The 14,761-nt window shown below is 42.7% G+C and carries 15 protein-coding genes and 1 riboswitch; of the genes, 9 read left to right on the top strand and 6 right to left on the bottom strand.

Translation table 11 applies throughout. The features are described from left to right. The first annotated feature begins 90 nt into the window (after nt 1–90). From E8Q33_RS11790 to E8Q33_RS11760, 7 genes are all read left to right on the top strand, one after another. On the top strand, nt 91–336 hold the full coding sequence (locus E8Q33_RS11790) for a hypothetical protein (RefSeq protein WP_247870076.1): 246 nt from the start codon (nt 91–93) through the stop codon (nt 334–336). Nucleotides 337–369: 33 nt separating this feature from the next. Beyond that, the gene (locus E8Q33_RS11785; RefSeq protein ID WP_247870075.1) at nt 370–828 is read left to right on the top strand and encodes an ATPase; all 459 of its coding nucleotides are present in this window, start codon (nt 370–372) and stop codon (nt 826–828) included. Nucleotides 829–943: 115 nt separating this feature from the next. After that, nucleotides 944–1,345 (top strand): hypothetical protein, encoded by a 402-nt coding sequence (locus E8Q33_RS11780; RefSeq protein WP_136554952.1) that lies wholly within the window; start codon nt 944–946, stop codon nt 1,343–1,345. Between the two features lie 82 nt (nt 1,346–1,427). Continuing rightward, nucleotides 1,428–2,060 (top strand): cold shock and DUF1294 domain-containing protein, encoded by a 633-nt coding sequence (locus E8Q33_RS11775; RefSeq protein WP_136554951.1) that lies wholly within the window; start codon nt 1,428–1,430, stop codon nt 2,058–2,060. Nucleotides 2,061–2,158: 98 nt separating this feature from the next. After that, complete coding sequence (locus tag E8Q33_RS11770; RefSeq protein WP_136554949.1) at nt 2,159–2,965, top strand: hypothetical protein; 807 nt, start codon at nt 2,159–2,161, stop codon at nt 2,963–2,965. 44 nt (nt 2,966–3,009) lie between these two features. Further along, nucleotides 3,010–3,672, top strand: coding sequence for a DUF2971 domain-containing protein (locus tag E8Q33_RS11765; protein ID WP_136554947.1), 663 nt, complete (start codon nt 3,010–3,012; stop codon nt 3,670–3,672). Between the two features lie 120 nt (nt 3,673–3,792). After that, nucleotides 3,793–4,512: a hypothetical protein gene (locus E8Q33_RS11760; RefSeq protein ID WP_136554945.1), complete on the top strand. Its 720-nt coding sequence runs from the start codon at nt 3,793–3,795 to the stop codon at nt 4,510–4,512. Between the two features lie 286 nt (nt 4,513–4,798). On the opposite strand, the gene E8Q33_RS11755 is transcribed toward E8Q33_RS11760, so the two are convergent. The 6 genes from E8Q33_RS11755 to E8Q33_RS11730 form a co-directional block, all read right to left on the bottom strand. Beyond that, on the bottom strand, nt 4,799–5,383 hold the full coding sequence (locus E8Q33_RS11755) for a VPLPA-CTERM sorting domain-containing protein (RefSeq protein WP_136554943.1): 585 nt from the start codon (nt 5,381–5,383) through the stop codon (nt 4,799–4,801). Between the two features lie 13 nt (nt 5,384–5,396). Further along, nucleotides 5,397–5,474, bottom strand: a riboswitch (cyclic di-GMP riboswitch). A gap of 250 nt (nt 5,475–5,724) precedes the next feature. Next, a complete protein-coding gene (gene amt / locus E8Q33_RS11750; RefSeq protein ID WP_136554941.1) occupies nt 5,725–9,150 on the bottom strand; it encodes an ammonium transporter in 3,426 nt (1,141 codons plus the stop codon). 321 nt (nt 9,151–9,471) lie between these two features. Next, nucleotides 9,472–9,693, bottom strand: coding sequence for a hypothetical protein (locus E8Q33_RS11745; protein WP_136555048.1), 222 nt, complete (start codon nt 9,691–9,693; stop codon nt 9,472–9,474). Nucleotides 9,694–9,794: 101 nt separating this feature from the next. Next, a complete protein-coding gene (locus E8Q33_RS11740) occupies nt 9,795–10,094 on the bottom strand; it encodes a type II toxin-antitoxin system RelE/ParE family toxin (RefSeq protein WP_136554940.1) in 300 nt (99 codons plus the stop codon). Beyond that, nucleotides 10,084–10,332, bottom strand: coding sequence for a type II toxin-antitoxin system Phd/YefM family antitoxin (locus E8Q33_RS11735; protein ID WP_136554938.1), 249 nt, complete (start codon nt 10,330–10,332; stop codon nt 10,084–10,086). The genes E8Q33_RS11740 and E8Q33_RS11735 overlap by 11 nt, the downstream gene beginning before the upstream one ends. A gap of 173 nt (nt 10,333–10,505) precedes the next feature. Beyond that, nucleotides 10,506–12,680, bottom strand: coding sequence for a glutamine synthetase III (locus E8Q33_RS11730; RefSeq protein ID WP_069296691.1), 2,175 nt, complete (start codon nt 12,678–12,680; stop codon nt 10,506–10,508). A 734-nt stretch (nt 12,681–13,414) separates the two neighbouring features. Here E8Q33_RS11730 and E8Q33_RS11725 point away from each other — a divergent pair. Further along, nucleotides 13,415–14,491: an NAD(P)-dependent alcohol dehydrogenase gene (locus tag E8Q33_RS11725; protein WP_069296692.1), complete on the top strand. Its 1,077-nt coding sequence runs from the start codon at nt 13,415–13,417 to the stop codon at nt 14,489–14,491. A 121-nt stretch (nt 14,492–14,612) separates the two neighbouring features. Beyond that, nucleotides 14,613–14,684: a pyrroloquinoline quinone precursor peptide PqqA gene (gene pqqA / locus E8Q33_RS16565; protein ID WP_081443609.1), complete on the top strand. Its 72-nt coding sequence runs from the start codon at nt 14,613–14,615 to the stop codon at nt 14,682–14,684. Nucleotides 14,685–14,761: the final 77 nt, after the last annotated feature.

The following is a 14,761-nucleotide window of genomic DNA, read 5'->3' as shown; positions in this document are numbered from 1 at the left end:
AGTTAGAACGTCATAATGAAAAGGCCGGAGATATTATCTGGCTCCTTTGATCGTGTCCCCAATGACACACCCTGAGAAAGGATCACTGGCATGACAACCATAGACTATAAGGCAATGCTGGAAGTGGCGAACAACGAAGCCCATCAAGGATTAGCTGAAAGTGGTATTCCTATTGGTGCTGCGGTTTTCAATAAAATGGCGTGGAAGCTATCGATCTTAATTCGCAGGAAAGTATTCAAATGCTTGGCGATTTCATTGCTCAAAATCCTGAAATCTGGAACGAAGATATCGGCGAGGAATAGAGGCTGTTCTTTTGGTCATTCAAACTATTCCTAATAACAGCAGCAAACAAAAATACTGGAATTTATTATGAAAGTTGAAACGTTAAGAGATGTCCTTCACTGGACAAGCGAGTTCCATCAACACCTCGCGGAATGTTTGAAACGTGGTGCCGATAAAACTGAAAATACGCGAGCACAAATGCTGCTTAACTATTTGTCAGAGCATGAAGAAAAGCTCGGACATGCTGTGCACCAATTCGAAGTCACAGGTAATGAACATGCATTAAATACCTGGTGCTATGAGTACTTTGATAAAAACCCTATCGTGCAACATCATCATTGTGATGCACCATTTGCTGAACTCTCGACCACCGACATTATGCAAGTAATCATTCATCAACATCAGCAGATCATTGACCTTTATCGTTACCTGCATGATCGTGCGGATATAGATTCAGCAAAAGACTTGATGGAAGAACTCAGATCTTTTGAAGAGCATGAAATCATGGTGATGTCACAGTCAGCTAATCGATTGGAAGATATTTAAGATTGAAAAATTTCAAAGAATCAATCACATATTTGCTCTTTGATATTCGAAGTCTGTTTTGATCGGTTATAAATAGTCGTTGCCCATTAACTTGTTGTTAGATGAGTGAATAATCATGGATATAACCATACCAACAGCGCTCAAAACACTCTCTGCCGGTGGTTCTGCAATGCAGTCAATTACTTCGTGGTGGAAAAAATCTAAAGGAGATTCTCGGGCACTCATTGGCGAGCTTAAAGATAATCTGCAATATCTCGATATGATCGCAAACGACGGCGTGGCAATAGGTGATGTGGTAGAAAAGTTAAGTATTATTGAATATAAACGCTTGTCCAGAGAAGGCTTCAATTTCAACAACCTCAAGAAATCAAAAATCTCCAATTACCCATCTCTTAAAGGCACCGACCTGGAAAGTTGGGGAGGCAAGGAAACCGAAGCATTGGTTGTTTCTATCTACGATAAGTTAAATGAGATAAAAATACGCTTTCCTCATGTAGGAGATAACCAAAAATACTGATGGAAAGTACGGGTCAACAATATTCGCAAACGAATATGGTTATTGCTAGTGCACGTTGGCAGCTAAGAAATCAAGGGAAGGCATGAAGCTACAAGGGAAAATTTCAAATTGGAATGATGATCGAGGCTTTGGTTTTGTCGAGCCAAATGGTGGTGGAGAGCGTGCTTTTGTCCATATTAAAGCCTTTAACCCACCATCCCGTAGACCAGTAAATGGCGAAGTCATTATCTACGAAATCGTTCGCGATAATGACAATCGTTATAAAGCTGAAAACATCCAATTTGCTCGTGACGTCCACAAGTCAAAAAAACGAGACAAAGTAAAAAGCCAAAGAGGCTTCGGTGGTGTCTTTACCATTATCTTTTTCATTGGACTATTAGTATCCGTCTTCAGTGGGAAGTTATCTCTAGTTATTGTCGGTCTGTATCTAATCATGAGCCTAATTGCGTTTATCGCCTACGCGATGGATAAATCCGCGGCTCAAAATGGCCAATGGAGAATCCAAGAAAGCACTTTGCACTTACTTTCTCTAATGGGAGGTTGGCCAGGTGCCTATGTTGCCCAGAAGAAATTACGCCATAAATCAATTAAGAAAGCGTTTATTAATGTTTATTGGGTAACGGTATTGTTGAATTTAGCTGGGTTGGTTTGGCTTCATACGGAGAAAGGGGCAAACTTCATGAATAATGTGGTTCTTACATTATTTAATGGCTAATAAGGAAATCAAGTTGGTTTTACTCTTGAGCAATTGCCCTTCAACCGCCTGTAATCTTGGTTTAATCAACTCAATTTTAAATTAGAAAGGTGCCATGAATGACTGAAGATAAACGACCAAAACCTACTTGCTTTGTGATCCAGTCATTTGATGGTGGTACTTATGATCGCCGCTATAGGGAAACAATCAAGCCTGCTCTGTTAAAGGCTGAAGTTGAACCTCAACGCGCAGATGAAATTCTTGGTCTAAATCCTGTTATCGACAAAATTGAAACAGCTATTGAATCTGCCTCTATTTGTATTGCAGAGGTAAGTGAAGATAATCCAAATGTATGGTTAGAGCTCGGATATGCTTTAGCGCTAGACCGTCCAACAGTAATACTTTGTGATAAATCAAAAAGAGAAAAACTGCCTTTCGATATCCAACATAGACCAATTATTTTTTATCGCACTGATTCACGAAGTGGTTACGAAGAACTTGAATCAAGCATCGTGAAATGGATAAGGAACGAGCTGGATTCATCAAAAAGAATTAGCAATATTAGAATGCTTAAACCCGGAAGTGAAAAAGCAACAGATTTTGAAGACTATGAAGTTGCGATTCTTTCTTTGGCTTTTGCATTTTGGCCAACAACTAGTGGCAGCATTGGCCACTGGCAGCTTGAGCAAAAGCTCAAGGAAATGAACTTTACAGAAATCGCTCTAGCTTTAGGTGTATCAGGTTTGGTTGAGAAAGGCTATTTAAATGAAAAGCTATTGATAGATACGGATTATAACAACGAAGAATATAAGGCATATTCTGTTACAAATGCAGCCATTAAATGGCTACAAGAAAATAAAAATCTATTAGAGGTCAAGAAGCAAGTAATTAGCGATGATTATTACGATAAAGATATACCCTTCTAGAGGTCACCAAAAGACATTCAGTTGATTAAAATTAGGCGAAGGATATGCGAGTTTACTACTACACCTCAGAGCAGCATGGGCTCTCAAATATTATCAATAAACGCATAAAGATTTCTTTGCTAAATGAGCTTAATGATCCATTCGAATTTCTTGGAGTTGACCTCTCAGATAAAGAATTCCGAGAGGCTTTCAAGGCGGGAAGGGATGCTGTGGCTAAAGAATTCGGTATTATCAGCTTCTCTAGAAGTTGGAATAATCCTTTATTATGGGCACACTACGGAGATAAGCATAAAGGGATCTGTTTGGGATTCGAGATTCATGGCTCACTTATTAAAGAAGTTACATACTACCCTGAGAGAATGACCGCAGTTGCAGAGATGAATCAAGAATTTGGAGGTCTTACTAAAGAATTCACCGAAAATTTACTATGTGCGAAGTACATCGGATGGAATTACGAAAATGAAGTCAGAGTTATTGTTCCTCTAGAAACAAAAGACTCAACTGGTTTATGCTTTAGTGATTTTGAAGGCAATATGGAGCTCAAAGAGGTGATTTTGGGCCCTAGATCTGACCTGAAAATATATAACGTTGCTCAGCATCTCCACGTTTATAAAAATGAAGTCAAAGTTATGAGGTCGAGAATAGCTTTTACCAAGTATGAGGTTGTTCAAAATAAAGCAGCGCGAGTCTATGTCCATCGTCCCTAACAAATTTAAGGCGTCAACCAACTTGATTTAGTTTGATCAAGCATTTCAAACAAAAGGGCCGGAGAAAATTCTCTGGCCCTATTTGGTTACGTCGTTATGCCGCTATCAGGATGAATATATATGTTTTTTTTGAAGATTCTTAATCTTCTATTTGGGCTGGGGATATCTAGGTATGCGGTATTCCTTAATGATTCCGCTCATGAATCAATGAAAGTCTTTGATCAGGGGTTTTCTGGTGTAGTTTCTAAAATTAAAGAGCTAGGTTTGAAAAACACCCTAGACAAAATCGGTTCATTTTTTGGTTGGATGGCCTTAATTTATCTGACTTTCTTTTTTGTAGGAAAGGGATTGTTTGGTGATGGAGCATGGCAATTTTATGGCTCGTTGGTAACTTTATGGGCTGCAATAATGTGGTTTTCTATAAAGTGGTTTACTAAATTTCAGAGCTACGCACTCAATTTTCTCGTGAACGCTCTGAAATTTTTTTCATTCATCTTACTAATGCCGGTTCTTGATTTTTTAGCGAAAACAAATATGACATCATTGTTTTATAATCAAATAAGCACATTTAATGCATTATTGTTCGGGTTTGATTTTCCCCTCACAGAGAACTCAATATACCAAGCAGGGATTCTATTCGCATTTTATGTATTTATTCTCTTGGGCTATTGGGTGATCAGCTCGGTTTATTTGGGATTTATAGCTGGAGTCTCTCTAGGAGTTGTTGGCTCGGTTGTATACTTAGCTAAGGTCTTAGACATATATTGGTCAAAAAATCATCTAACTGGATTTTTTGTAATTGGTTATGTTGTAACGTCGGCAGCATTATGGTTTGCGTGAAAGCAAAATAGCTAACAACAACTTCGCGGCTGGCAACTCACTATTAAGGTGTCGGTCAACTTGAAAAGCTTCCAAGAAGCGATATTTAGGGTCCGATATTTAGGGTCAGTGTGAAAACCAAAAAAGATTCTTTTTTTACACTGACCCTAAATATTCCTAAATATTCCAGAACGTACCTGAATTTTTGGATGAGAACACCGGATGAGGTGAATAAAAAAGCCAGTTGCGAGTGGCAACTGGCTTAATTAAACCGTCAACTTATATTAGGACGGGTCAAGTGTTTGTTTTAACGTTGTTTAGCTCTACCACGTAAACCAAAAAAACCTAGCAAAGCAGATGTTAGTAGCCAAGCTGTTGCTGGAATTGGTACCGCTGATAATTGTGTTTCTCTGACCAAAAATGAGCCTAAACCTTCATTAGCAAAATCCGGATCAAGATAGCTGTTTAACGGTCGGAAATAACGATTTCCATTGCTTCGAATTATATACAATTGTGCATTTGGTACACTTGAGTTAATAACTGATCCATAAATTCCGTTGATGAAGTCAGCATAGCCTATCGCCAATGTTCCTCCTAAGTATGACCAAAGTTGGGAGTTACTATCCGTCCGCCATTGTGAGTTGGTGATTAATGCAGTTAACTCCGTGACGGTAGCATAACGCCAGCCTGACAAAGTACCTTCAAAGTTAATGTCTGCAATCACTTGATTGTAACTCATACCCCTCGTAATCGTCAGATCTAACCAATCCAATCCAGAAATACTGTCGGTCGTATAATCACCATTATCAATGATATCAATTGATGCAGAATTAGATGCTGTTGATACAAGTAAACAAACTGCAAACATTGTTGCTTTAATAAAGGTTTTCATAAATCACTCCATGTTTTGCAACCCAGCCCTGTTGGTTTAACAGCTGTAGGCTTTCCGTCCTTGGCTCACACTAAGTTTGGCAGTCAAAAATAAGAACTTTAATCTCACATAATTATAGCTCCACGAACTGTTTGAGTTGTATTGTATTTTGTTATTATTTTTCAATATTCAGGTCTAATTATTGGCACTAAAGTCGTTTGATCAGAACTGAGTATATTTAATTTTTATTAATTGAAGAGTTCAAGGGGTCAGCCAGTGAACGATCCCCTGCCAATATTTTCAGTCAATTAACTTTGAGCATTTGGGGTATGCCCCAACCTTTAGTCCTAAATATCCTCCATTTAGCGCGGCATTACCCGGACACTCATGAGTGATTCCAAGGGTTCTGGTCGTGACAGATAAAACCCTTGAACATAATCCACTTCAATCTGCCGCAGGATATTCAGTGTTGCAGCGTCTTCAACAAATTCGGCAATGGTCTTTAATCCCATGATATGGCCGATGTTGTTAATCGATGCCACCATGGCTTGGTCAATCCGGTTGTTGGCTAGCTCCTGAATGAAAATACCGTCAATTTTTAAGTAATCGACTGGTAATTGTTTGAGATAGCCGAATGACGACAGGCCACTGCCAAAATCGTCCAAAGCAAACTGGCAACCTAAGCTTTTCAGCTCCGTAATGAATCTAGCAGCATTGGCTGGATCAGCGATGGCGGCGGTTTCGGTGATTTCAAAGCAAATATTATTTGCCGGTACTTTGCGTTTCTCCAGTTGTTCCTGAATTAATTGCAGGCAGTCTTCGCGACCAATTGAGGCACCAGATAAGTTAATCGAGCAAAACACGGGCTGCTGGTTCTGGCGAAGTTGATCGCCCATCCAAGCCAGTGTGTTACGAATGACCCACTGGTCGATCTTGGGCATTAACCCAAAACGTTCGGCCGCCGGAATAAAGGCACCTGGTGGAATGATTTCTCCCTGTGGACCGATCATGCGAGTCAGAATTTCATAATGCGGCAAGGTGTTATCGCTGTTTTCAAGCGGGACAATAGTCTGAAAATAGAGCCGGAAAAGGTCTTTATCGAGTGCTTCCTGTAACCGACTGGCCCACTGAATTTGACCCTGGCGTTCCTGGGCCTGAATGTCATCCGGTTGAAACAGGTGCACCCGGTTACGCCCGCGATCCTTAGCCGCGTAGCAAGCAGCATCAGCATGGCTCAACACTTCATCGAGACTGCCACTGGCTTCTGTAATACTGACCAAGCCGATGCTGACACCGACAGAAAACACCTGACCATCCCAGGAAAAACGAAAAGCAGTGACGGTTTTTCGCAGTGTCTCGGCAATGTCCAAACCTTTTTCAATAGGACAATGAGTCAGCAGAACTCCGAATTCATCCCCACCCAGCCGAGCCAAGGTATCGCTTTGGCGAAGTACGGGTTTCAGAAGACTTGATAGTTGCTTTAACAGAACATCACCGGCTCTATGTCCACAGGTATCATTCACTAATTTGAACTGGTCTAAATCCAGATAGCAGAGCAGGTGCTCCGCTTTATCATGATGTGCCTCATAGATCAGTGATTCCAAACGCTTTTCAAATTCACGTCGATTGATTAGGCCAGTTAGGGTGTCATGCACCGCTTGGAAGGTGAGCATCTTCTCCAAACGGCTGTTTTGGGTAATGTCCTGTAGTGCAACAACCCAGCCTATATTCTGGCGGTTAGTATCGAGCAAGGGCGCACAGTTCAGTTGTACTTCAAATTCATCACCTTGCTTATTTTTCAGCAGAAATAGGCGCTTTTGGCTGGTGTTAGGTGATTTATCTGAATATTCCTTACACAAAGCCGTGATGTTAATTTGTGTCGTTTCAGTGTCTTCAATGAGAATAATCTCGTCAATCGGTTTGCCGAATGCTTGTTCAGATGTCTGCCCCAGTAGTTCACTGGCCATCGGGTTAAGGTAGACGATGTTATAGGCTGCATCACAGGTGACAACTGCTTCAGTGATAGCTTCCAGTGTGACTTGAGCCAGCTCCGAATGACGATGCAGTCGAGCCTCCATCTTTTTTCTTTCGCTGATATCCCTAAGCATCGCGCTGTATTGCACGCCTTCCTCGGTTGGGCTGGCGGTAGTGGTGACCTCTAGTGTGAAGGCGTTACCTTCACTGTTTTTAGCAACAATTTCATAAGGCCCTGGCTGTTGACTGCTGGCTAGGGTGACAAATAAATGCTCAGGTGGTGTGCCCGTAAACGTTTGTTTATTTTGTTCATGGAGCAACACTTCAGTTGGTTGCCCCACTAACTGGTGGGCAGGTAGACCGAAAAGAATTTCTGCTCCTGGATTGGCACTGGTCACAATCCCCTGACTGGAAAAGGTGATAACCCCGTCACGCATATCACGCACAATTAATCGGGTGCGGGTCACCATACGGTTCAAGTTAGCAATCACCCGGTTGTATTGTGATGCAATCTGACCGACTTCTGTAAAAGGCTCAACCGGCACGCGCTGTTTTAGATCGCCACTACGTTCTTGAGTTTGCATGGCTGAAAGCAGATCGCTTAGTTCGGTTCTCGCACCATGTTCTGAAACATTCAGCCCCTGTTGCTCGGCTTCAAAACTGACGCGTAAAGGTATGTAACGATTTAATAAAAAAAGAAAAGTGAGTGACAGCGGGAAAATAAACAGTGCGCAGGAGAATATGCCAAGCAGCTGAACCTGCAATTGCCCAGCGCGGCTTAAGCCAGTATCAAGCAGTTGCAAATCACCAAAAATAGCGACGGCCAAAGTACCCCAGATACCGGCAGCCAAATGAACTGGCACAGCCGAAATGGCATCATCCAACTGCATCCGGTGCATTTGTTTTTCAGCCAGAAACATCACTAGCGCGCCAAGGCTTCCAATCATTGCTGCTTGTGGAGTTGAAACCACATGACAGCCGGCGGTAATGGCAACTAATCCGGCCAATGTCCCGTTAATAGTGAGAGAGGTGGTTTGGCTATTATCCGGTTGCGTTTTGGATAGCAGGATCGCGGTGATACCTCCGGATGCTGCTGCGATAATAGTGTTGACGATAATGCCAGCAATGGCGGTGGTAAAAGCCAATGTACTGCCACCGTTAAAACCTATCCAACCGATCATAAAGAACAACATGCCTAGGATCGCAAGTGGCAGGTTGCTACCCGGAATGTTTTGTATTTGGCCTCGAATGAAACGTCCGGCACGTGGCCCAATAACAATCACAGCGGCCAGTGCTACCCAACCACCGACACTGTGTACCACGGTGCTGCCAGCAAAATCGGTGAAACCCATGGCTTCCAACCAGCCAGGAGACTCATTAACGGCGCTACTCCAAACCCAGTGACCAAACACCGGATAGAGCAGCAAACTGATCAAGGCCGTGATGATGATGTAAACCACAAACCGACTGCGTTCAGCGATGGCACCGGAGACAATCGTTGCAGCTGTGGCACAAAAGGTTAATTGGAAAAAGAAAAAACTGGCGTGCCAGAATTCGTCTTTGGAAAAATCGGCGATAAACCAGTGGGTATCGAGTGTCAGACCTTCATGGGCACCAAACATAATGCCAAACCCAAACAGCCAGAAGAGCATGGCAGCAACAATCAAATCAAACGCGTTTTTAAGTGCCACGTTAATCGCATTTTTACTGCGGGTAAGACCCGACTCCAGACAGAGGAATCCACCCTGCATGATCAACACTAGCATCGCTGCAATTAACAACCATAATGTATCTAGTGCACTCATATCTGACATTGACACCCTCCGAAAATGAAGTCGGCACTCTATCGGTGCGAGAGCTTTGCTTTCGCTGGAGATAAAGCGCCAGCCTGCCTCGTATAGAGTGTCGTTAGGTCTTCAATGAGCAGAATTTGTGCCAGTTCAGCTAGGATAACTACCCTGAAAAAAAGGGAGAGATTTAGTATGGTTGATTTGCTCAGGATAATTAAATGCCTAGGCAGGCAAAAATCATTTTAAGGAAGATACTGCAGCAGATGGGGTAGCGAAGACATTCATAAAAACTGGGGCCGAGTAAAGTGAGTTGCTTGCTCATTTTTAACTTATATTCTCTTGGCTTCAGCCAAAGTTATAAGCTTCCAGTTTTCTTGCTTCTCGCTCTGCTTTGGCAAAGATTGCCTGCTTTGCAAACTCATAAGGCAAATCTGGGTTAGCTTCCAACATTTCTCCAATCTTTGCCCAATGCTCTATTTGCTCTGACGGAGTTCGTTTAAGCGCTTTGGCCATTACAGTGGCCGTATCAATTAGATTTTGATCTAACTGAATGTTTTTAGTAGCCATTTTTCTCTCCTCAATCGATTCAGGATTGTAGCAATAGGTCATTAGAAACCAATCGATTCTTACCATATTGATTGCTTTTGGCCGGTTTCATGAACATGCCACTATGATTTGTCGGCTTTCTCGCGGGAAAGTGCTAAATCATAAACTTCATTTCGATTTCGTTTACCGATGGCAAGTACAGTGACGGTTACGGTGGTATCTGATACTGAATAGACCAGACGGTATCCGAGTTGGCGGAGTTTTATTTTGTATAAGTTTGTTCCGCCGCTTACTGCTGCAGATGGAACGTGTGGATTGATAAGTCGCTCTTTGAGTTTTTTAACGAAAATTTCCCTTACACTTGGGCCAAGTTTTTTCCATTCCTTTAAAGCACTTTTCTTAAATGCTAACTCATAGGTCATCCACATTAACCTTTATGCTTTCCTCATCCATGCGGCTTTTGGCAAGCGCTAAAAGCTCTTTGTCTTCAATCAGATCCATCATCGCTTCATAGGCTTTTGCCGGAACACAATAAAATGCAGGTTCATTCCTGTTTAGAACTGCAATTGGCATTCCTTCACCACTGGCTACAACTTTCATGGGGTTAGCCTTCAGCTCAGAAATGCTGGCAGCCAGGTCAGTCAGTATTTGGTGTGTCATCGTTATACCTTGATGTTTTAAGTAACTATGAGACCGAATGGTAGACCTGTTAAATAGTCTTGTAAAGACGTTAAAATCAAAGTGTCAATCAAGGTGATCTAACTGCTTAAGCCATAAAAAAGGCCAGAGAAAATTCTCTGGCCTTTTTTGTTGCGTGTAACTTAGAAGTTTATTTATTTAATAAATAGCATTTCACGGTATTTCGGCAGTGGCCATAAGTCATCAGCTACTTCCGCTTCCAATGCATCAACGTGAGTACGTACTTTCACCATTAAGCCGCGAATATCATGCGCACAGTAATTCATGTGTGCTTCGACTGAATCAAAGTCATGTTGTTTAATTGCTGAAGAAAGTTCGGCAACTGCTGCGACCATGGCGTTGGTTTCGTTGGCAATTGAAAGGGCGATAGCGTTATCCATTTCAATGCCCAGCTCAGCCATACCATTATTGGCCATTGATAACTCCGCCAGGTATTGCGTTGCAGCTGGGTAAATCATGGTTTTGGCCATTTCAATAACCAGTTTGGCTTCAACTTCAATCGATAAGATGTATTGCTCGGCATAAACCTCAAAGCGGCTTTCCAACTCGACTGGTGAAAACACGCCAGTACGTGAGAACAGTTCACGAATCGATTCATCACGCAAGTATGGCAGTGCATCAGCTGAAGTCGGCAGATTTTTCAAGCCGCGTTCTTCAACCGCCATTCTGTGCCATTCAGCAGAGTAACCATCACCGCCAAACACAACGTTGCCATGTTCTTCCATTAAGGTTTTCAGTACGGATAACACAGCTTCTGTTTTACTGCCTGCATTAGCCAATTCTGTTTCCAGTTTGCCAGCAATCCAATCTAACGAGTCAGCCAGAATGGTGTTCATTGCGACCAATGGACCAGATACTGATTGTGATGAGCCGACTGCACGGAATTCAAAACGGTTTCCAGTGAAGGCAAATGGAGAAGTACGGTTACGATCACCTGGATCACGTTCGAATTTAAGGATCTGCGAAAGACCTAAGTCCATTTCGCCGCCTTTAGACGATGTAGCAATTTTGCCGTCTTTAATATCCTGGAACACTTTTTCCAATTGGTCGCCAAGGTATACAGACAAGATTGCTGGAGGTGCTTCATTCGCACCTAAGCGGTGGTCATTTGATGCAGATGCAATAACGGCACGCAGCAGAGGTCCGTATTTATGAACCCCACGGATGACTGCACCGCAGAATAATAAGAAGTTGAGGTTATCGTGTGGTGTGCTGCCTGGATCCAGCAAGTTGCCTTGTGTGGCATTACCGACAGACCAGTTAACGTGTTTACCAGAACCATTAACGCCAGCGAATGGTTTTTCATGTAACAGACACATAAAGCCATGTTTTTTCGCTGTGCATTTCATTAAGGTCATCATCAACTGCTGGTGGTCGGCAGCGATGTTGGCAGATTCAAAATACGGTGCGATTTCGAACTGGCCCGGAGCAACTTCGTTGTGATGGGTTTTGGCTGGAATGCCTAAGCGATACAGTTGATCTTCAAAATCCTGCATGAAGACTTGCACACGCTCAGGGATTGCGCCGAAATAATGATCATCAAATTGCTGACCTTTGGCTGGTGATGCACCAAACAATGTACGACCAGCTAACAATAAGTCTGGACGGGCATTGGCAAAGTTAAGATCAACCAGGAAGTATTCTTGCTCCGCACCACAGCTTGAATTCAATGTGGCAATTTCTTCTTCACCCATTAATTTCAGTACTTTGCGGGCGGCTTTATCCATTGCGGCATTAGAACGTAGTAATGGGATTTTCTTATCGAGTGCTTCGCCAGTCCAAGACATAAATACGCTTGGGATCATCAAAGTCGAACCATTTTCGGTGTGCATGATGAATGCAGGGCTGGTTGGATCCCAAGCTGTGTAGCCACGTGCTGCATTGGTCATGCGCAGGCTACCGTTCGGGAATGATGAACCGTCCGGTTCACCTTTAATCAACAAACTGCCAGAAAATTCGGTAATCGCATTACCTTCAGAGTTCGTCACGATAAAACCGTCGTGTTTTTCGGCGGTGATATTGGTCATTGGGTAGAAAATGTGTGAAAAGAACTTAACGCCTTTAGATAAAGCCCAGCTTTTCATCGCTGCAGCCACAACATCCGCTACGGCTGGCGCAAGCGGCGCACCAGTTTGCACTGTTTGTTTAACCGCTTTGAAGGCCGATTTATTCAACGCCTGTTCCATTGTCGCCAGGTTGAATACATCTGTTGCCCAGATTTTATCCAAAGGCTCAGGCGTCTTTACAGTCATCTTTTCACGGTTAGTAATTTGTGAAATGGCTGTCAGGCGCGATTCGTTTCCACTCATTTCGATATCCTTGTATGCGGTGATAGTTAATTCGTGTTTTATTTTTTATGAACACACTAAAAGAAGCTTAATTCAGTAAAGATTGATCATGAGCAGAACGACGAAACAGAACACGATCAATAAGTTCTTTTTGTCCAACCACAGTCATAAGCAATAAGCAGTCCAATTATCATAGAAAACGTAATATTCAGCAAAACTAGAACACGCGTGTGATCCCTAGAGTTTAAGGTTGCTGGGGGGATCAGAAGTGACTCAGGGAACGAGCGAATAAGGTGCGGACGCACCAAAATGGAGCGATGAATTTACCAAGAGCTTAGCGAAAGAACAATTTCATTTAGCGGCATTTGGCAACGCAAAATTATCCGGCGAGCCGTTAGATTGTTAAATCTGTGAAAAGCCAAACAATATTTAATAGAGGTAATTACGTTGTGTATAAATATCTGAATTGATACACAGTTTTTCCGATGATTTAAGCGGATAAGTGATCTCAACAGAAGAAGCTTCTGTTGGTTGATTCAGTATCTCTCTCGTTGTCTTTTTGTCAGGCTTAGGCCTGACATTTTTTTTATCTGTCGCCATAAATATTCACTTCCAAATCTGCTTTGCCGAGGAACAAGTTCACTTGGAATGATTTAGGTCAATGTCTGACACTCCTAAAAGGTCTATGCTGGTTTTATTGCTCTCATATAAACCTTGCTTTGAGGGCATCCTATGCATTTATGAGGAGAAGAATCATGGCGAATATGATGAAAGCAGCTATTTTTGTTGAGCCAGGTCGGATCGAGATTGATGACAAACCCATCCCTGAGATTGGCGATAACGATGCACTTATTAAAATTACCACGACGACCATCTGTGGAACCGATGTGCATATTCTCAAAGGTGAATATCCCGTTGAAAAAGGTCTGACGATTGGTCATGAACCGGTTGGTGTGATTGAAAAACTAGGCAAAAATGTTTTGGGCTACCATGAAGGACAGCGAGTCATCGCGGGAGCAATTTGTCCCAGTTTTACTTCCTATGCCTGTCAGGACGATTGTTCAGCACAGGATGGCGGATCACATTCTCATGGCTACAAACCCATGGGCGGCTGGCGCTTTGGTAACACCATTGATGGTGCACAAGCTGAATATCTTCTGGTCCCCGATGCCCAAGCGAATTTATCTCCAGTTCCAGATAATTTAACGGATGAACAGGTTCTGATGTGTCCGGATATTATGTCCACCGGATTTGCTGGAGCCGAAGCTGGCAATATCAAAATTGGTGACATAGTGGCCGTATTTGCTCAAGGACCAATAGGTTTATGTGCAACAGCGGGTGCACGCTTAAAAGGTGCCAGTCTGATTATTGCGGTAGATGGTGTAGATGAACGGCTGGCGATCTCAAAACAAATGGGCGCGGACGTGACTTTGGATTATCGGAAAGATGATATTGTCGCCGAAATATTGAAATTGACCGGTGGACGAGGTGTTGATGTGGCCATTGAAGCACTTGGTCAACAAAGCACTTTTGAAGCAGCACTGCGTGTCTTGAAACCCGGCGGAACCTTGTCGAGTCTTGGGGTTTATTCCTCGGATCTGACGATTCCACTTAGTGCATTTGCAGCAGGATTAGGCGACCACAAAATCATCACCTCATTGTGTCCTGGCGGTAAAGAACGGATGCGGCGTTTGATGGATGTAATTTCCCATGGCAGGTTGGATTTAAGCCCGATGGTGACGCACCGTTTCAAACTGGAAAATATCACAGAAGCCTATGATTTGTTTTCGCATCAGAGAGACGGCGTTTTAAAAGTCGCTATTGAAGCCTGAGTATAGTTTTTTATAACAAGCAAAATCCTGAGTCTAGTTAAGCATTTCACCTTATGGCATTTTTAAGAGGCGGCGTAATATATGAATCGTAAGTCAACTAAACAACCAAGAGGTGATTATCATGTGGACTAAACCAGAATATTCAGACATGCGTTTTGGCTTCGAAGTAACGATGTACATCTGCAATCGTTAAGATTCGAAACAACGCAAAATAAAAAGCCCCGAAAGGGGGCTTTTTTGTGGTTGCCATTTAAAGTTTGGTGAAAACTA

This window comes from Methylophaga sp. SB9B (assembly GCF_004832235.1).
Taxonomy (GTDB): domain Bacteria; phylum Pseudomonadota; class Gammaproteobacteria; order Nitrosococcales; family Methylophagaceae; genus Methylophaga; species Methylophaga muralis.
This window is presented reverse-complemented; position numbering and strand designations above follow the sequence as displayed.